The organism is Feifania hominis, from assembly GCF_014384765.1.
GTDB lineage: Bacteria > Bacillota > Clostridia > Oscillospirales > Feifaniaceae > Feifania > Feifania hominis.
The window spans coordinates 218,383-235,018 of sequence record NZ_JACRSP010000002.1 but is presented as its reverse complement, the minus strand read 5'-3'; the positions used below and the strand labels follow the sequence as shown (position 1 = coordinate 235,018).

Below are 16,636 nucleotides of genomic sequence, written 5' to 3'. Positions count from 1 at the left end.
ATGCTGCACGTTGTCTGGTCATCTTTTGTGCTGGTCTGTCTGGCCGAGATGGCCGACAAGACGCAGTTTCTCGTGATTGGTCTCGCCTCCAAATACAAGCTGCGCCAGCTGGTTGTGGGAATCACCTGCTCGGTGATACTGCTCAATCTGTTCGCGGTGGTGCTCGGTCGGGCGCTGAGCACACTGATTCCGCTGACCTTTGTGGAGTTGCTCGCAGGGCTCTCCTTTCTGGTATTCGCCGTGATGACGCTGCGCGAGTGTGACGACGAGGACTGCCAGGTTCGGCAGGGCCGCTTTGTGAGCATCGCCATTGCAATCGCTTTTTTCGCGGCGGAACTCGGCGACAAGACCCAGCTCGGCGCAATCTCGCTTGCGGCCACCAACCCCGGTGAGGAGCTCGGCGTCTTTCTCGGTGCGACGGCCGGTCTGCTTGTCGCCGACGGCATCGGCGTTGCAATTGGGCTATGCCTCGGCAGGAAGCTGCCCGAGCGGCTGATGAAAGCAATCTCCTTTTGCGTGTTCTCCGTGTTCGGCATCGTCACGCTCTACGACCCGCTGCGCGAGCTGCTCGGTCCGCAGGCCGCAGCCTGCGGTGCGGCGGGCCTGATGGCGGCGCTCGCCGCCTGTTACCTGCACATGAGAAAAAGAGCTTAGAACGATGGGGCCGTGGGTTTTCCCACGGCCCTGTCTGTGCTATACTGGTCTCATTCTTTCTCGTGGAGGGGACGACCATGCTGGAACTGGGGGAATACGAGCGCGAGGATTTTTCCGGCGAGCGCTTCGATGGAGACTACACCGGCGTCAAGTGCACTGGCTGCCGTTTTGATGCGGCTGATCTGAGCGATGGACACTTTCACGCCTGTCGTTTTTCCGACTGCACGTTTGGCGCGGCGAAGCTTGGGGGCACGCGGTTTTCCGACTGCGCGTTTCTCAACTGCAAGTTTCGCTTTGCGGAGCTCTTTGCGACCGATTTTATCACCTGTAAAATGACTGGTTCGAGCTTTCTCGACGCGCAGATCACCTGCCTTACCATTGACGGGGGCGACTGGTCTTACACCGAGCTGCGGGGTATCGACTTTGCGCGCATGCGTCTTGAAAACATCGATTTTGAGGGCGCGGACTTTGGCCCTGCAAGCTTCCGAAAGGCAGTTGTGCGCGACTGCAATCTGACAAATGCCAATCTGTCCTGCGCCGACTTTTCCGGTGCGGATCTCAGGGGAACTGCGCTCTCGGGAACCGATATTCTCTCCATGAATCTCAAAGGGGCCAAGGTCGACCTTGAGGGGTGCGTTGTGATTGCGTCGGCGCTCGGCGCTCAATATACGCCCTGAGCTTTCCAAATTCGACAAAATGGTGTAGAATACTGCAAAAGGGGGAGGGATCGTTTTGAAAGACAGACAGAAAAAACGCAAGTGGAACTGGGAGAAAATCATCAGCCTGTTCGTGCTGATCTCCATGGTGCTTGCCATTGTCGCGATTGTTGTCATCATGTTTTTGGCGCCGAGCCAGCACAGTGAGAGCTATCCGGAGGGGCGCATCAAAAGCGACTATGTGCTGATGCTCATGCAGTGTATTCTGGGCGTGGTGGCAATGTTTCTGCCCAGCATTCTCTCGAAGAGATGGAACATTGTCTTCCCGTCGCGTATGATGGTGATTTACACGCTCTTTCTGTATGCGGCGATCTTTCTCGGCGAGGTTCGTGCGTTTTACTACACGGTACCCCACTGGGACACCATTCTGCACACTTTCTCGGGGGCGATGCTCGCGATACTCGGCTATTCGGTGATTACGCTGCTCAACAACACCGAAAAAATCCCCATGAATTTGAGTCCGCTCTTCGTGGCGCTGTTCACACTCTGCTTTGCGGTGACCATCGGGGTTCTGTGGGAGATTTATGAGTTCACAGCCGACGGCATCATGCACACCAACATGCAGAAATTCGGCCTTGAGGACGGCACGCCGTTTCTCGGGCGCGAGGCGCTTTCGGACACGATGAAAGATCTCATTGTGGATACCATCGGGGCGTTTGTGGTGGCGGTGCTCGGCTACCTGTCGCTCAAATTCAAGACGGGCTGGATCGACCGGCTGCTGCTGAAAACCCGCAAAAAGCACCGCACCGGATGCCCCGCAGCGCAGAACGAGACCGTGGATGACGCGGTGTGCGACTGCGGCGCCGGGCAGGACGGCGGTACACAGGAGTAAATGGGAGTGAGTAGGATGAGCGGGTGCGCATGAGAGTCATGCGCGCCCGCTTTTTTCTGTGGGAACGGGAATCCTCTTTTTTTGTTCGGGTGGAACATATTGCGCGGACATGGTTCATATACATGAGTATGACCGTGTGATGAGGAATTGTTACACCCTGATATATGAAGGAGGAAACGGCATGGAGAGGTATAATATCTACAAGGATATTACCGAGAGAACGAATGGGGATATATACATCGGTGTGGTCGGCCCCGTGCGCACCGGCAAATCGACGCTCATCAAGCGCTTTATGGAAAATCTCGTGCTGCCCCACATGGCGGATAAGAACCAGCGCGAGCGCGCCGTCGACGAGCTGCCGCAGGGGGCCGTCGGCAAGACCATCATGACAACCGAACCGAAGTTCATCCCCAACGAGGCGGCGACCGTGACGCTTGACGACAATGCGAGCTTTCGCGTGCGGCTGATCGACTGCGTGGGTTATATTGTGCCGGGCTCGCTCGGCCACATGGAAAACGAGGCGCCGCGCATGGTCTCCACCCCGTGGTTCGACCATGACATCCCCTTTGACCAGGCGGCCGAGATCGGCACAAAAAAGGTCATCAACGAACATTCGACCATCGGCCTTGTGGTCACCACTGACGGGAGCATCGGCGAGATTCCGCGCGAGGATTATGTCGAAGCGGAAAAGCGCGTCATCAGCGAGCTCAAAGAGCTCGGCAAGCCCTTTGTCATCATTTTAAACTCCGCCGAGCCCCAGAGCGAAGAGGCGATGGCGCTTCGCGAGCATCTCGAGCACGAGTACGATGTGCCGGTCATTCTGGTCAGCTGCCTGGAGATCACCGAACAGGACATCCGCGCCATCATGGAGAAGATTCTCTTCCAGTTCCCGCTTCGCGAGATCAACCTCTCGCTGCCGAGCTGGATTGACACCCTGCCCGAGGACCACTGGCTCAAGAGCGCCATCTACGACGCGATTCTGCAGTCGGCGGGCGGCATTGAAAAGACGGGGGAGATCTCCTCGGCGGTCTCTCACATGGCCCAGTGCGAATATCTCGACGACGTCTCCATTGCCGGCATCGACCTCGGCGCGGGCAACGGCTATCTCGATCTGACCGTGCAGGACGGCCTGTTTTACCGCGTGCTTGGCGAGCAGACCGGGCTGCCCATTGAGGGAGAGGAGAGCCTTGTGGTGCTCATGGGCGAGCTTGCCGAGACCAAGCGCCAGTACGACAAAGTCAAAGGAGCGCTTGCCGACGTGGCCGAAAAGGGCTATGGCATCGTGACTCCCACCATCGATGAGCTCACGCTTGAAGAGCCCGAGATCGTCAAGCAGGGCGGCCGCTTCGGCGTGCGGCTCAAGGCTTCGGCCCCGTCGATTCACATGATCCGCGCCGACATTGAGACCGAGGTCTCACCGGTCGTGGGCAGTGAGAAGCAGTCGGAGGATCTGGTCAAGTACCTGCTGTGCGAGTTTGAGGAGAACCCCAAGAAGATCTGGGAGTCGAATATCTTCGGGAAATCCCTGCACGAGCTGGTAAACGAGGGACTCCACAACAAGCTCTCCAAGATGCCGGATGACGCGCGCTCAAAGCTTCAGGACACCCTGCAGCGCATCATCAACGAGGGCTCCGGCGGCCTGATCTGCATCATACTCTAATTGATACGAAAGCGCGCCCCATATGGGGCGCGCTTTTTTTTCTGACAGTGGGCTGCGGCACTACAGGCCGAGCCCTCTTTGAATGTTGACGACAAAGTCCTGCACATTGGTCACGATGGTCTTGACACCGAGACTGCCGCGGTCGCGCAGCTTATTGACGGCAAATTCCGATATATCGACGCTGTAGAAGTAGACCGGACGCACGGTGCCGTCAGCAAGAACGCGGTAGGACGGCGTCATGTTGCCGGTGGCGATGGCGTGCAGTGTTGTCGCAAGACAGATGACGGTGGTCGACCGGCTCACTATGGCGCGCATAGCGTCCTGTCCCTCGTAGACGTCCGCGTAGACTTCGGGCAGCGGGCCGTCGTCGCGAACAGAGCCGACAAGGACAAAGGGAACCCTTTGGCGAACACAGTGACACATGATGCCGTCGCGGATGCCCTCGGCCTCGACAAAGGCGGGAATGGATCCATGCAGTCGCACGCGGTTCAAAGTGTCAATGTGGTTGTAGTGGCCGTTTGGCTCGCTTCTTTGGGTGTAGATGTCCTGCCCGAGAGCGGTGCGCAGATAGCCGGCCTCGAGATCGTGGGTGGCAAGGGCGTTGCCGGCGAGAAGTCCGCTGACATAGCCCGCGTCAATGAGCTTTGACATGGCCTCGCGCGTGTCGTGGTCAAAGGTGCAGGCGGGCCCGAGCACCCAGGTGACAAAGCCGTGCTCGCGCTCGTGGCGCAGAAGATCGTAGATCTGGTTGTAATCTCGGGAGTAGGCGGTCTCCCTCGAGCGGCCCTGCCGAAAGGAGAAGAGCTCGCCAGAACCGCCGTCCTCCTGTGCGAAGCCGTCAGCATGCACATAGATGCCGTCGCGGCCGTCCTCCGTGCGTCCGACGGCGACGAGATCGCCCGCGCGCAGCCGGCGAAATTCGCGCGTGTGAATTTCCCCATCCTCGAGAACGGCCACACAGTCCATCCGGCTCTCGCAGGCGAGAAGCCAGCGGCCACCCACCTTGAAATACTCGGGGAAAATGGTGGTTGCGTGGTAGTGCTCCGGAGCGACACCGTCGCAGGGCGCCGCCGCAAAGACGGCGTCGGGCGCGCCGCACAGCGCCGGCGCGCTAAAATCGGGCTCGCGGTAGACGGGAAGCGAAAAGCTCATGTCGATTCTCCTCTCGGTGATGGCTTGTCGGCGCTGAGGTGGGCGCTGCGAAAGGCGCGAAGATGCTCGTCGAGCGCTGCGATTGCGCGCTGTTCCCCGCCGGGGTCGATGTCGCTTCGGCTGAGCAGAAAGAAGATGGGCGCGTAAAAGGTCAGCGCCAGAGCCTGCGCGTCGCAGCCGGGCAGCAGATGGGCGAACAGCGCGGCCTGAAAGCGCAGCGGGTCGTCGAAGTAGAGACTGCGGTAGAGCCAGGCGGCTTCGGTGTTCTTATACTGTTCGAGCGCCAAAAGCCGCCGGAATTTGGCGGCGTCGCCGTCGTGGAGCAGATAGCAGAAGAGCCCGCGCATGGCCGAGAGAAATTCCTGCTCGTCCATTTTCTCGCAGCGCTCGGCGAGAGCCGCGGCGTCATCCGCACGGATGCCGAGCGCCGCTTCGGCGGCGCGATAACTTGTGGCCATCTCGCTGAGAATGGAGTCGAAGATGTCCTGTTTGCTGCGGTAGTGCTTGTAGAGGGAGCTCTCCTTGATGCCCACGGCGCGCGCAATGTCGCGCACGGACGTGGCGTCATAGCCCTGTACGGAGAACAGATCGAGCGAGATGTGCAAAATGCGCTGTTTGGTGGTCATGGATTCTCCTCTTATAAAGCGAACGATTGTTAGCTTCATTATAGCAGTGAAGCGCGCCAGCGTCAAGAAAAGCGTTGACCGCATGTGTCGTTTTCCGGTATGATAGAAGCAGACAGATAGGAGGGAATCGTCTATGAGAAAAAAGGGGATTGCACTGCTGCTCACACTTGCTGTTGTTCTGGGTCTTGCGGCCTGTACACCGGTACAGCAGCCCGGACCGGATGAACCCGGCGAACCTGAGGAGAGCGGTCTGCTCGCGCGCGTCGACGACGAGTTTGTCTCGGAATATATCACGGCTCTCGACATTGCACTGATTCGCAACCACGAGCTGCTTTTTGACGACCCGGCCAAAATTCCGGTTGAGACGCTCGAGATGCTCTTTCTCTTCGCGCTGACCGACGGGGAAGTTGAGGCCGGCGAGAAGTGGAAAAGCGCCGAGGATGGCCTGTACCATGTGCCGCGCGCAGATTTTGAGCAGGTGCTCTCACGGGTGCTCGAGGAGTACACACTGGAGGAAAATCAGCAGGAGTATACCTTTTCTCTGCTCTCGGGTTTCGGGGGTGACCGCAGCGTGAGTGTGCGGGACAAAGAGGCCCTCTCGGAGGATACGATCAGGCTCACAGTGGACTTTTACCCAGCGGATACACCGGGTGAGAATCTCATGTATACCAAAACATACACCTTGCGGCTGACAGAGCAGGGAGTGAAGTACCTCTCCATTCTCAAGAGCTACGAGGGTACAGCCGAGCCAACGGTGCACTTTGGACTCAAATACGGCTTCGCCGGCTATGCGAAAGGTGGAGAATTCTACAGCTACTATGATGAAGCGGGAGAGACCGTGAACCCCGGTGAGCTGCTCACGACCCGCTATGATCTATACTCAATGACGCAGAAGCTTGCAACAGGTGTAGAGGCTCCCGTGCAGCTCGACGATGCGATGTACTGGCAGAACGTCTGGACGCTTCGCTTCTGGAGCGAAGACAAGCCGGAGCAGGGCGTGCTCTGGACGAGCGGGGATCACAACGCGCTTCCGCGAGAGGTAACCGTGCTGTCGCAGCAGGAGTATGGACCCTATGAAAATGAGGTGCGCCGGCGGCTCGACGAGCTGGGAGCGACACAGTCCAGAGCAAATGTCACGCAGGTTTTGCGCTGCGACGTCGACGGTGACGGCACACAGGAGACCTTTGTCGCGGCAAACTCCTACCGGACCGACTGGGAACTCGAGCCCGATGAAGTCAGCGAACAACATACGGAGACCACGGCGGCCTCTTTCGTCAACAGGGATCACGCCGTCTACAGCTATCTCTGGATGGAGCGTGACGGCGAATATCATGAGATTTACCGTGAGGAGCTGACCGAGGGTGAGCAGGACTACATTGCGCTCTATTTCGGCACAGAGATCCTCGGCCTGTATGATCTCGACGGTGACGGCAAAATGGAGCTGTGCTATGAGACCATGCACTGGGATGTCCCGGAGGTGTTCGTCTGTACTTTGACGGGTCAGCCTGAAACCGTACTGGAAACAGGCTTTGCCTGGTAGTTAAAGCGGACAGATTATTGAATTGGACACCGATAGGAAAAGCACTGAAAGAAAATTGACCTGACAGTTGAAAAAGAGCAGAGAGCCGATCGCTTATAAAAGTGATCGGCTCTCTGCTTTTCTGCCTTGTGTTCTGTTGCACAATAGAACGTCGACTTGAGATGCGAAGCTCTTTATGGGGTAAATTTTGCAGCTTATATAAAGTTTGGACTTCTCATTTTTGAGTCTTGTCTCTGAGAGAGATAAAAGGAGGCCGCGACGCGGGCCTCGTCTTATGGTGGATCATCATCTGATTTTGAAGTGATGTCGACAATGTCAGATTGCTCGAGATACATCTGCTCTGCCTGTAGCTGCGCCCGGCGAATGAGTCGGTCGATATCAGTCAGTGTGTTGAATAGAAGGCGGTAAGCGGCCTCATAGTCCATAGAATTTCCCTCCCAAAAACTATTATAAAACGATATATCTGCAGATTTCAATCTTTTTACACCAATGAAACGTATTATACTAAACAACAAAAACGCAAATATATTGTTTTAAAATAGATATATTTTGCAAAGTTGACGTGTTTGATTGCGTTTGCGGGGTAAGGGGAAACAAAATTAATTAATTGGAATATACCAATATAAATTAAATTTTTAAGAATGCCTTGAACATAGGAATGATAAATAGTATAATGATGGCAAATTGATGATAAATTGGAATATACCATTGATGGGAGGGAATCAACATACAACTGTCAATTGATAAGAACAGCAAATTGCCCGTCTACCGGCAGATCTCGGCGCAGATCGAAAATCTCATTGAAAACGGCGTTTTGCGTCCGGGCGACAAGCTGCCGCCGGACCGGGAGCTTGCCGAGAGCAGCGGCGTTGCGCGCGGTACGGTAAAAAAGGCCTATGAGGATCTGCGCTCCCGCCGGCTGATCGAGACGACCCAGGGGCGGGGCACTTTTGTTCTTGAACGCCGCCGCGCCGGTCAGAACCGCAAGGAGAAGGCGATGATTGTCATCGACGGCATGATTGCAAGCCTCAGTAAGCTCGGCTTTACCGCGCGTGAGATCGAAATGTTTGTCACCATCAAACTGCGTGAGCAGGAGCAGGACAATCAGAATGTCACCGTCGCCGTGGTGGACTGCAACCCCGAGAGCCTCTCAGTCATCACCAATCAGCTCGCGCGCATCCCGAACATCGAGGTGACGGAATTTGCGCTGGAGGACGTCATGCGCGACCCGGCAAAGCTGCAGTACTACGATCTGTCACTGACCACGTCGACCCACTACCGTGGGCTCTCACAGCTCTCGCCCGAGTCGACGGCAAATCTCATGCAGATGGTGCTCTCGCCGCGACTGCACACCATTCTGGAGATTACGCGCATTCCGCCCGAGGTCAAAGTCGGCATCTGGTGCAAGAGCCCGCGCTTTGCGCGCATCATCATGTACAATCTCTATGAGCGCAAATCGACAACGCCGATGCAGACGCTGCTCGCCGAGGACGGAAAGCAGCTCGAGGAGTTCCTGAAAGACAAGGGCGGCCTGATCGTCGCGCCGAACTATCTTCAGTTTTCCACCGATGAGCAGCTCGACTGGCTGCGCGAGTTTGAACGCCGCGGCGGCAAGCTCATCAGCTTTGACTACCAGATCGAGCGCGGCTCGATGATCTACATCGAGGGCCAGATCAAAAAGATCGCCGAACAGAAGAAAAAAGACTACGCCACACAGTAACGAAAGGACAGTGCGATATGAAGACATTGGTTATGGGAGTGATCGGGGCCGACGTCCACGCGGTCGGCAACCGGATTCTGGAGCATGTGTTTGAAGACGCGGGCTACAACGTCGTCAACCTCGGCGTCATGGTCTCGCAGCAGGAGTACATAGACGCCGCCATCGAGTCGGCGGCCGACCTGATTGTGGTCTCCTCCCTCTACGGCCACGGTGAGCTCGACTGCCAGGGCTTTCGCGAGCGGTGCATCGAGGCCGGTATCGGCGACATTCTGCTCTATGTCGGCGGCAACATCGTCGTTGGCAAACAGCCCTTTGAAGAGGTGCGCGAGCGCTTCTACAAGATGGGCTTCAACCGGGTATACGGGCCGGGAACCGAGCCCTCGGTCGTGGTCGAGGACATGAGACGGGATCTCGGCGAGTGACGGGGGAGCAGCCATGAAGCCAATCCTGCTCATTGATTTTGGAAGCACCTTTACCAAGGTGACCGCCGTCGATGTGGACGCGCCGGCGATTCTCGCAACGGCCGCGAGCTACACCACGGTGGAGACCGACATCACCACGGGTCTTGACCGGGCCGTCGAAGAACTGCTCGCCAAAACGGGCCCTCTGGACTTTGCCCACTCCTACGCCTGTTCCAGCGCGGCGGGCGGTCTTAAGATGGTGACAAGCGGCCTTGTGGAATCGCTCACAAGCGAGGCGGCCAAGTGCGCGTCTCTCGGCGCGGGCGCCAAGGTCGCAGCGGTCTACTCGTTTGAGCTGACCGAGTACGACGTGCGCGAGATAATCGGCATGAAGCCCGACATCCTGCTGCTCTGCGGCGGAACGGACGGGGGGAACAAGGCCTGCGCGCTGCACAACGCCGGGATGCTCGCCAGTGCGGGCGTCAGCTTTCCCGTGATCGTCGCCTGCAACCGCGCGGCCTCGGCCCAGTGCGAAGACATCCTCACCCGCGCGGGGGTGCGCACCTACCGCTGTGAGAACGTCATGCCGAGCTTCAACAAGCTCAATATCGAACCTGCCCAGTCAGTCATCCGCGAGGTGTTTTTGAGCCGCATCGTCGAGGCAAAAGGGCTCGACCGGGCGAACTCTCGCATCGAGGGGGTCACCATGCCGACGCCGGCCGCGGTGATGCAGGCTGTGACCCTGCTCTCGCAAGGCATCGACGGCGCAGGAGGACTCGGCGAGCTGATGGCGGTCGATGTCGGCGGGGCGACCACGGACGTCTACTCCATCGCCCACGGCTATCCGACCTACCCGAACGCCGTGGTGCACGGTCTGCCGGAGCCCTTTGCCAAGCGTACCGTCGAGGGCGACATCGGCATGCGCTACAGCGCTGAGGGGATTCTTGAGGCGGCGGGGATGGAGCGCGTCATGGCGCTCTCAGGCCTCGGCGAAGAGCAGATTTCGCGCTGCCTTGCGCGCATCCACGAGTACTACGGCGAGGTGCCCGGCGACGACGGGGACTTTCGCGCGTTTGACGGCGCGCTTGCGACCCTTGCGGTTGAGACCGCCGTGCGCCGCCACTGCGGCACGATCGAGGAGGTCTACACTCCCGCCGGTAAGGTCTTTTTACAGACCGGTAAGGATCTCACCGAGGTCACGACACTGGTTGCCACGGGCGGACCGATCATCCACAACCCGGCGGCCGAAGAACTTGTGCTCCGCGGGCTTACCGATGGGGATTGGGAGGGCCGCCTGCGGCCCAGATCGGCCCGGGTACTGATTGATAAAAACTATATTTTGGCTGCGATGGGGCTGCTCTCTGTGCACTACCCCGAAGCGGCATTACAACTGATGAGAGAGGAGCTAACACGCGATGGAACTGCGCAATAAAAAGCTGACTGTCGACGAGTATCGCGCCATCCGCGCCGAGATCATCGACACCTGGCCCACCGGCAAAGACGTTGACTTTGAGGAGGCCGTGCGCTACCACGAATCCATTCCGGAGGAGAAAGTCTTCTCCAAAAAGCTGATCCGGGCCAAGCAGGAGGGCAAGACCCTCATTCAGCCGCGCGCCGGCGTGGCGCTTGTCGACAAGCACATCGAGCTGCTCAAGTTCCTCGAGGATCAGGGCGGCGCCGATCTGCTGCCCACCACCATCGACAGCTACACCCGCCAGAACCGCTATGAGGAGGCCGAGCGCGGCATCCGCGAGAGCGTGGCCCAGGACAAGAGCATGCTCAACGGCTTTCCCGCCGTCAACCACGGCGTCGCCGCCTGCCGCCGGCTGATTGAGAACATTCGAAATCCTCTTCAGGTGCGCCATGGCACGCCGGACGCGCGGCTTCTCACGGAGATTGCGCTCGCGGGAGGCTTCACCTCCTACGAGGGCGGCGGCATCAGCTACAACATCCCCTACGCGAAGAGTGTGTCTCTTGAGAAGACCATCACCGACTGGCAGTACGCCGACCGCCTTGTGGGTCTCTATGAGGAGGCCGGCATCTCCATCAACCGCGAGCCCTACGGGCCGCTCACCGGCACGCTTGTGCCGCCCTGTGTCTCCCACGCTGTGGCGATCATCGAGATGCTGCTCGCAGCCGAGCAGGGGGTCAAAAACATCACCGTCGGCTATGGCCAGTGCGGCAATCTCGTGCAGGACGTCGCGGCCATCCGCAGTCTTGACGAGCTCGCCGAGCAGTACATTCACGCCTACGGCTACGACGATGTGGCGATCACAACCGTTTTGCACCAGTGGATGGGCGGCTTCCCGCAGGACGAGGCGCAGGCCTTTGCCGTCATCAGCTGGGGTTCGGCGGTCGCGGCGCTCTCAAAGGCGACGAAAGTCATTGTCAAAACGCCCCACGAGGCCATCGGTGTGCCCACCAAGGAGGCGAACGCCGAGGGGCTGCGCGCCACGAAGCAGGTCATCTCCATGCTCGCTGATCAGAGTCTCGCCATCACCCCGAACGTACAGGCGGAGATCGATCTGATCAAAGCCGAGACCAAGTGCATTCTTGACCGGTGCTTTGAACTCGGTGCGGGCGACATCGCCGTCGGCGCCGTGCGCGCGGTGGAGGCAGGCGTCATCGACATCCCGTTTGCCCCGAGCCGCTTCAACAAGAACAAGATGCTCCCGGCGCGCGACCACGAGGGTGCCATCCGCATCCTCGACGCGGGCGGCGTGCCGTTCAGCAAGGATATTCTCGACTTCCACCGACAGAAGATGGAACAGCGCGCGAAGTTTGAGGGGCGCCAGGTGAGTTTCCAGATGGTCATCGACGACATCTATGCCATCAGCAAGGGCCGGCTCGTCGGCCGCCCGAGGTAGAAAGGGCGGAGAGGGGACTGCGACGCCCGCAGGTCGGCTCCCCGCGAAAATCGCTAGTTTTCGTGGGGAAGAGGAGCAGTTGCGAAGCGGAAAATCGGTGAACAGCCGATAAGGTAGCGAAGCATGCTGCGACGACGAGGCGGTGTAGAGCGGCCGCTGGCCGCGACCCGCCGAGTGGGGCGATCCCCCTTTGGATTCCCCCAAGGGTCAGCGGTATCAAAAGGGGTAAATAAATTACCCCAAAGAAAAGGCAAAGAGGGGACTGCGACGCCCGCAGGTCGGCTCCCCGCGAAAATCGCTAGTTTTCGTGGGGAAGAGGAGCAGTTGCGAAGCGGAAAATCGGTGAACAGCCGATAAGGTAGTGAAGCATGCTGCAACGACGAGGCGGTGTAGAGCGGCCGCTGGCCGCGACCCGCCGAGTGGGGCGATCCCCCCCTTTGGATTCCCCCGAAGTCAACGGTATCCAAAGGGATAAATAAATTATCCCTTTGGATGAGATTAGATAAAGGAGTCTTTTACATGAAAATTGTCAATGTCGTCTGCTCAAAGGGCAGAACCGGTTTTTTCTTCGATGACCAGAAAGCCATTAAGGCGGGCGCGGGCCACGACGGCGCCGCCTATGTGGGCGCGCCGATGACGCCGGGCTTTCACGCCATCCGCCAGGCGGGCGAGGCCATCAGCGTCATGCTCGTTCTCGAGGATGGCCAGGTCGCCTGCGGCGACTGCGCCGCCGTGCAGTACTCGGGCGCGGGCGGGCGCGACCCGCTCTTCCTCGCGGAGGATTTCATCCCCGTCATCCTGGAGCACTTGAAACCGCTGCTCGTCGGGCGTGAGCTCGACCAGTTTCTGCCGCTTGCGCGTGAGATCGACGGCTTTCACACCCCCGACGGAAAGAGGCTTCACACCGCGGTGCGCTACGGCGTGTCGCAGGCGCTGCTCGACGCGGTGGCAAAGGCCCGCCACGAGCAGATGTGCGATGTGATCGCGCGTGAGTATCACACCGAGGTTCAGCGCGAGCCGGTGGCGATTTTCACCCAGTCGGGCGACAGCCGCTATGAGAATGTCGACAAGATGATTCTCAAGGGCGCGGATGTGCTGCCCCACGGCCTGATCAACAACATGGAGAAGATCGGCGAGCACGGCGAGGTGCTGCTCGAGTATGTCGGCTGGCTGCGCGAGCGCGTCGCCAAGCTCGGCGTGGGCGATTACCACCCGGTGCTCCACATTGACGTGTACGGCATGATTGGCGTCGTCTTCGGCGCGCAGAACACCGGTGCCATCGTCGATTATTTACAGACTCTCGAGGCGGCTGCGGCGCCGCTGACGCTGCGCATCGAAGGGCCGGTCGACGTGGGTGAGCGCACCGCGCAGATGCAGGCGCTCGCCGCCATCACTGCCGAGCTCGACCGCCGCGGCAGCAGCGTGCAGATCGTGGCCGACGAGTGGTGCAACACCTTTGAGGATGTCAAATACTTCGCCGACAACCGCGCGGGCCACATGATTCAGATCAAGACGCCGGATCTCGGCAGCATCCACAACGTCGCCGACGCGGTTCTCTACTGCAACGAGCGGGGCGTCGGCGCCTACCAGGGCGGCACCTGCAACGAGACCGACCGCTCGGCGCAGGTCTGCGTGCACGTCGCCATGGCCGTGCATCCGGTACAGATTCTCGCCAAGCCCGGCATGGGTGTCGACGAGGGCTTTATGATCGTCTACAATGAAATGCAGCGCATTCTCGCGCTGAAAAACGCGAATTGAGGTGTCGTCATGAAACCGGAGTATAAGATTTTGTCACCGACCGCCATTCTGGGCTACGGCTTCCCGATGGAGTCGTTTGAGCGCGGCATGGCTCAAAAGCCCGATCTGATCGCCGTGGACGCCGGCTCGACTGACCCGGGGCCCTACTACCTTGGCGCGGGCGTCTCTTTCACCGACCGCAGCGCCGTCAAGCGCGATCTCGAGGTGATGATCACAGCCGGCATTGAGCACAACATCCCCGTTGTCGTCGGCACGGCCGGCGGCAGCGGCGGTGAGAGCCACCTGCAGTGGTGCAAACAGATCATTGAGGAGATCGCGGCCGAGCACAGCCTGCACTTCAAGCTCGCGGTCATCCATGCGCAGTTCAAAAAGGAGGATGTCAAGGCGGCGCTCGCCGAGGGGCGGGTAAAGCCCCTTGAGCCCGCACCGGAGCTTCTCTTCTCCGATGTGGACGAGGCGAGCTGTATCGTCGGTCAGATGGGCATCGAGCCCATCATCAAGGCCCTCGACGGCGGCGCTCAGGTCGTGCTAGCCGGGCGCGCCTACGACCCGTCGAACTTTGCAGCCCCTGCGGTGCGCGCGGGCTACGACAAGGCGCTCGCCATTCACCTGGGCAAGATCCTCGAGTGCGCCGCCATCGCGGCGACGCCGGGCAGCGGCAGCGACTGCATGCTCGGAACTCTCGGCGAGGACTACTTCTGCGTCGAGCCGCTGAACCCCGCGCGCAAGTGCACAACGGTCTCGGTTGCGGCCCACACGCTCTATGAGAAGACCAACCCCTACATCCTGCCCGGCCCGGGCGGCAGTCTCGATCTGCGCGAGTGCAAGTTCGAGCAGGCGAGCGAGGGCAAGGTCAAGGTCAGCGGCACAAAATTCGTGCCGACCGAGCGCTACACCATCAAGCTCGAGGGGGCGAAGCTCGTCGGCTACCGCACAGTCTCCATTGCCGGCATGCGCGACCCGATCGGCATCAGCCAGATCGACAACATCACGGCCGCTGTGCGCGAGCGCGTGGAGGACAATTTCCGCGAGTCAAACTTCAAATACTATCTCAATTTCACCATCTACGGCCGTGACGGCGTCATGGGTGCACTCGAACCCGACCGCGCGGTCGGCAAGGAGATCGGCATCGTCATCGAAGCAGTCGCCGACACCCAGGCGCTCGCCGACACCATCTGCGCCTTTGCCCGCTCGACCATGCTGCACTTCGGCTACGAAGGCCGCATCGCAACCGCCGGCAATCTGGCGTTTCCCTACTCGCCGTCCGACTTCCACGCGGGCGAGGTATACGGCTTTTGTCTCTACCACATCATCGAGGTCGACGACCCGTGCGCCATGTTCCCGGTCGACTTTGAACAGATTTAGGAGGGCTCGATATGAAACACTACCGACTGATCGATGAGGCCCTTGTCATTCGCAGCAAGAACTCGGGCCCCTATGAGCTGACGCTCGACATCATTTTCAAAGAGTGGGAGATGTTCCGAAGTGTCTGTGCGGCGGGCGTCATCAACGAGGCGCTTGTCTGCAAGCTCTACGGCATCACGCCGGACAAGGTCATCAACATCATCCAGTTTGAGCCGGCCAAGGCGATTAAGATCACCATTGAGCGGCCCATTGCCTCGGGCGCGCTCGGGGAGACTGACGTCTACGGTGCGCAGCAGCATGCGCCGCTGCTGAAAATTGAGTATGACCTCGACGACTGATTGTCGAACGGCTAAAAATGGGGTTTTCTGTAACCACACAGCAAACCCCATTTTCTCAGAGAGAGGGAGAGCGCTATGAGACTTGATCAAATTCAGGAATCCATGCTGTACAGCGTCTATTTTGCGCCGCGCGGCAAGCTGCGCATGCTCGGCATCGGCAACAGCATCGCTCAGCGCCATCTGTTGGCGACCGATCGGCTGATCGGCTTTGTGGGCGACTCGGGCGCAGGCAAGTCCATGCTCATCAAGGGTATGTTCCCGGGGCTTGAGCTGACCAACGACGACGAGGGGGTCAACATCCGCCCGCTGCCGCTGCTCAGCCGCGACGACGCCGGCTTCTTCAACAGCCACACCTACCATATGGACTGCCGCTTCGAGATGGCTTTTACCCAGGCACACGTGCTTGCCGACGCGGTGCGCGCCGCGCTCGAGGATGAAAAGCGCGTGATCGTGGAGCACTTTGATCTGCTCTATCCCGCGCTTGGGATGAACGCCGAGCTGCTCATCGGCGTGGGGGAGGAGATCATCGTCACCCGACCGGGCGTCTTCGGCCCGGAGCCACAGGGCCTGGCTGAGATCGTGATGAAATCGCTGCCCTACCGTAAGATGGTCCACTCGGCGGAGGATCTGACCGAGCATGTGATGAAGAATCTCTTCGGCGTCAAACAGCGCTATGAACATGGCGACGTGCGCCACGGCTTTCTGCTCGAATACGACGAGCGGCCCGATGTCGATCTGCGCGAGGTCGAGCGCGAGGTCAAGGCACTCATTGCGCGCGATGTGGCAATCAGCTTTCTCGACGAGAACCACATCCTCATCGACAACGAGATCCGCCACCGCTGCACAGGGCCGCGGCTGCATGTCACATCGGCAAGAGAGATACTCAATTTCAGTCTGTTGCCGGAATTTCGCTACGATGCGATCAAGCGCAAATACTACATGGTCGGTCTCGTCGGATACGAGCACCCGGAGATGATCCACGACTTCAACCAGATCGGGGTGTGAGC

At 59.3% G+C, this 16,636-nt stretch carries 16 protein-coding genes; 13 read left to right on the top strand and 3 right to left on the bottom strand.

Going from position 1 to position 16,636, the window contains the following annotated elements:
- From H8695_RS04605 to spoIVA, 4 genes are all read left to right on the top strand, one after another.
- Nucleotides 1-654 (top strand): TMEM165/GDT1 family protein, encoded by a 654-nt coding sequence (locus tag H8695_RS04605; RefSeq protein WP_249299721.1) that lies wholly within the window; start codon nucleotides 1-3, stop codon nucleotides 652-654.
- Nucleotides 655-731: 77 nt separating this feature from the next.
- Entirely contained in the window at nucleotides 732-1,331 is a 600-nt protein-coding gene (locus H8695_RS04600) for a pentapeptide repeat-containing protein (protein ID WP_249299720.1), read from the top strand.
- A gap of 55 nt (nucleotides 1,332-1,386) precedes the next feature.
- Nucleotides 1,387-2,202, top strand: coding sequence for a DUF2238 domain-containing protein (locus H8695_RS04595; RefSeq protein ID WP_249299718.1), 816 nt, complete (start codon nucleotides 1,387-1,389; stop codon nucleotides 2,200-2,202).
- Nucleotides 2,203-2,383: 181 nt separating this feature from the next.
- The gene (gene spoIVA, locus H8695_RS04590; protein ID WP_249299714.1) at nucleotides 2,384-3,862 is read left to right on the top strand and encodes a stage IV sporulation protein A; all 1,479 of its coding nucleotides are present in this window, start codon (nucleotides 2,384-2,386) and stop codon (nucleotides 3,860-3,862) included.
- Nucleotides 3,863-3,922: 60 nt separating this feature from the next.
- Here spoIVA and H8695_RS04585 read toward each other — a convergent pair whose 3' ends face one another.
- A complete protein-coding gene (locus H8695_RS04585; RefSeq protein WP_249299712.1) occupies nucleotides 3,923-5,014 on the bottom strand; it encodes a putative NPN-dependent ornithine cyclodeaminase in 1,092 nt (363 codons plus the stop codon).
- The gene (locus tag H8695_RS04580; protein ID WP_249299710.1) at nucleotides 5,011-5,640 is read right to left on the bottom strand and encodes a TetR/AcrR family transcriptional regulator; all 630 of its coding nucleotides are present in this window, start codon (nucleotides 5,638-5,640) and stop codon (nucleotides 5,011-5,013) included. The genes H8695_RS04585 and H8695_RS04580 overlap by 4 nt, the downstream gene beginning before the upstream one ends.
- Before the next feature lie 133 nt (nucleotides 5,641-5,773).
- On the opposite strand from H8695_RS04580, the gene H8695_RS04575 reads away from it, so the two are divergent.
- Nucleotides 5,774-7,180: a hypothetical protein gene (locus tag H8695_RS04575; protein WP_249299709.1), complete on the top strand. Its 1,407-nt coding sequence runs from the start codon at nucleotides 5,774-5,776 to the stop codon at nucleotides 7,178-7,180.
- A gap of 272 nt (nucleotides 7,181-7,452) precedes the next feature.
- On the opposite strand, the gene H8695_RS04570 is transcribed toward H8695_RS04575, so the two are convergent.
- Nucleotides 7,453-7,605, bottom strand: a complete 153-nt coding sequence (locus tag H8695_RS04570) for a hypothetical protein (RefSeq protein ID WP_249299708.1) — start codon at nucleotides 7,603-7,605, stop codon at nucleotides 7,453-7,455.
- Nucleotides 7,606-7,937: 332 nt separating this feature from the next.
- Between H8695_RS04570 and H8695_RS04565 the strand changes: the two genes are divergently transcribed.
- The 8 genes from H8695_RS04565 to H8695_RS04530 all read left to right on the top strand — a co-directional run bounded on the left by H8695_RS04565 (nucleotide 7,938) and on the right by H8695_RS04530 (nucleotide 16,634).
- On the top strand, nucleotides 7,938-8,900 hold the full coding sequence (locus H8695_RS04565) for a GntR family transcriptional regulator (protein WP_249299706.1): 963 nt from the start codon (nucleotides 7,938-7,940) through the stop codon (nucleotides 8,898-8,900).
- A gap of 17 nt (nucleotides 8,901-8,917) precedes the next feature.
- Nucleotides 8,918-9,322 (top strand): methylaspartate mutase subunit S, encoded by a 405-nt coding sequence (gene glmS, locus H8695_RS04560; RefSeq protein ID WP_249299704.1) that lies wholly within the window; start codon nucleotides 8,918-8,920, stop codon nucleotides 9,320-9,322.
- A 13-nt stretch (nucleotides 9,323-9,335) separates the two neighbouring features.
- Nucleotides 9,336-10,733, top strand: coding sequence for a methylaspartate mutase accessory protein GlmL (glmL, locus tag H8695_RS04555; protein WP_249299703.1), 1,398 nt, complete (start codon nucleotides 9,336-9,338; stop codon nucleotides 10,731-10,733).
- Nucleotides 10,717-12,168 (top strand): methylaspartate mutase subunit E, encoded by a 1,452-nt coding sequence (locus tag H8695_RS04550; protein ID WP_249299702.1) that lies wholly within the window; start codon nucleotides 10,717-10,719, stop codon nucleotides 12,166-12,168. Before glmL ends, H8695_RS04550 begins: the two co-directional genes overlap by 17 nt.
- 519 nt (nucleotides 12,169-12,687) lie before the next feature.
- Nucleotides 12,688-13,926: a methylaspartate ammonia-lyase gene (locus tag H8695_RS04545; RefSeq protein WP_249299701.1), complete on the top strand. Its 1,239-nt coding sequence runs from the start codon at nucleotides 12,688-12,690 to the stop codon at nucleotides 13,924-13,926.
- A 9-nt stretch (nucleotides 13,927-13,935) separates the two neighbouring features.
- Entirely contained in the window at nucleotides 13,936-15,291 is a 1,356-nt protein-coding gene (locus H8695_RS04540; RefSeq protein WP_249299700.1) for an acyclic terpene utilization AtuA family protein, read from the top strand.
- An 11-nt stretch (nucleotides 15,292-15,302) separates the two neighbouring features.
- On the top strand, nucleotides 15,303-15,629 hold the full coding sequence (locus H8695_RS04535; RefSeq protein ID WP_249299699.1) for a DUF4387 domain-containing protein: 327 nt from the start codon (nucleotides 15,303-15,305) through the stop codon (nucleotides 15,627-15,629).
- A gap of 75 nt (nucleotides 15,630-15,704) precedes the next feature.
- A complete protein-coding gene (locus tag H8695_RS04530) occupies nucleotides 15,705-16,634 on the top strand; it encodes an alanine-tRNA synthetase second additional domain-containing protein (protein WP_249299697.1) in 930 nt (309 codons plus the stop codon).
- The last annotated feature ends 2 nt before the right edge of the window (nucleotides 16,635-16,636 follow it).

Coding starts and splice junctions, on each gene's coding strand:
- H8695_RS04605 (WP_249299721.1), top strand. CDS start 1: ATGCTGCACGTTGTCTGGTCATCTTTTGTGCTGGTCTGTCTGGCCGAG.
- H8695_RS04600 (WP_249299720.1), top strand. CDS start 732: ATGCTGGAACTGGGGGAATACGAGCGCGAGGATTTTTCCGGCGAGCGC.
- spoIVA (WP_249299714.1), top strand. CDS start 2,384: ATGGAGAGGTATAATATCTACAAGGATATTACCGAGAGAACGAATGGG.
- H8695_RS04585 (WP_249299712.1), bottom strand. CDS start 5,014: ATGAGCTTTTCGCTTCCCGTCTACCGCGAGCCCGATTTTAGCGCGCCG.
- H8695_RS04580 (WP_249299710.1), bottom strand. CDS start 5,640: ATGACCACCAAACAGCGCATTTTGCACATCTCGCTCGATCTGTTCTCC.
- H8695_RS04575 (WP_249299709.1), top strand. CDS start 5,774: ATGAGAAAAAAGGGGATTGCACTGCTGCTCACACTTGCTGTTGTTCTG.
- H8695_RS04570 (WP_249299708.1), bottom strand. CDS start 7,605: ATGGACTATGAGGCCGCTTACCGCCTTCTATTCAACACACTGACTGAT.
- glmS (WP_249299704.1), top strand. CDS start 8,918: ATGAAGACATTGGTTATGGGAGTGATCGGGGCCGACGTCCACGCGGTC.
- glmL (WP_249299703.1), top strand. CDS start 9,336: ATGAAGCCAATCCTGCTCATTGATTTTGGAAGCACCTTTACCAAGGTG.
- H8695_RS04550 (WP_249299702.1), top strand. CDS start 10,717: ATGGAACTGCGCAATAAAAAGCTGACTGTCGACGAGTATCGCGCCATC.
- H8695_RS04545 (WP_249299701.1), top strand. CDS start 12,688: ATGAAAATTGTCAATGTCGTCTGCTCAAAGGGCAGAACCGGTTTTTTC.
- H8695_RS04540 (WP_249299700.1), top strand. CDS start 13,936: ATGAAACCGGAGTATAAGATTTTGTCACCGACCGCCATTCTGGGCTAC.
- H8695_RS04535 (WP_249299699.1), top strand. CDS start 15,303: ATGAAACACTACCGACTGATCGATGAGGCCCTTGTCATTCGCAGCAAG.
- H8695_RS04530 (WP_249299697.1), top strand. CDS start 15,705: ATGAGACTTGATCAAATTCAGGAATCCATGCTGTACAGCGTCTATTTT.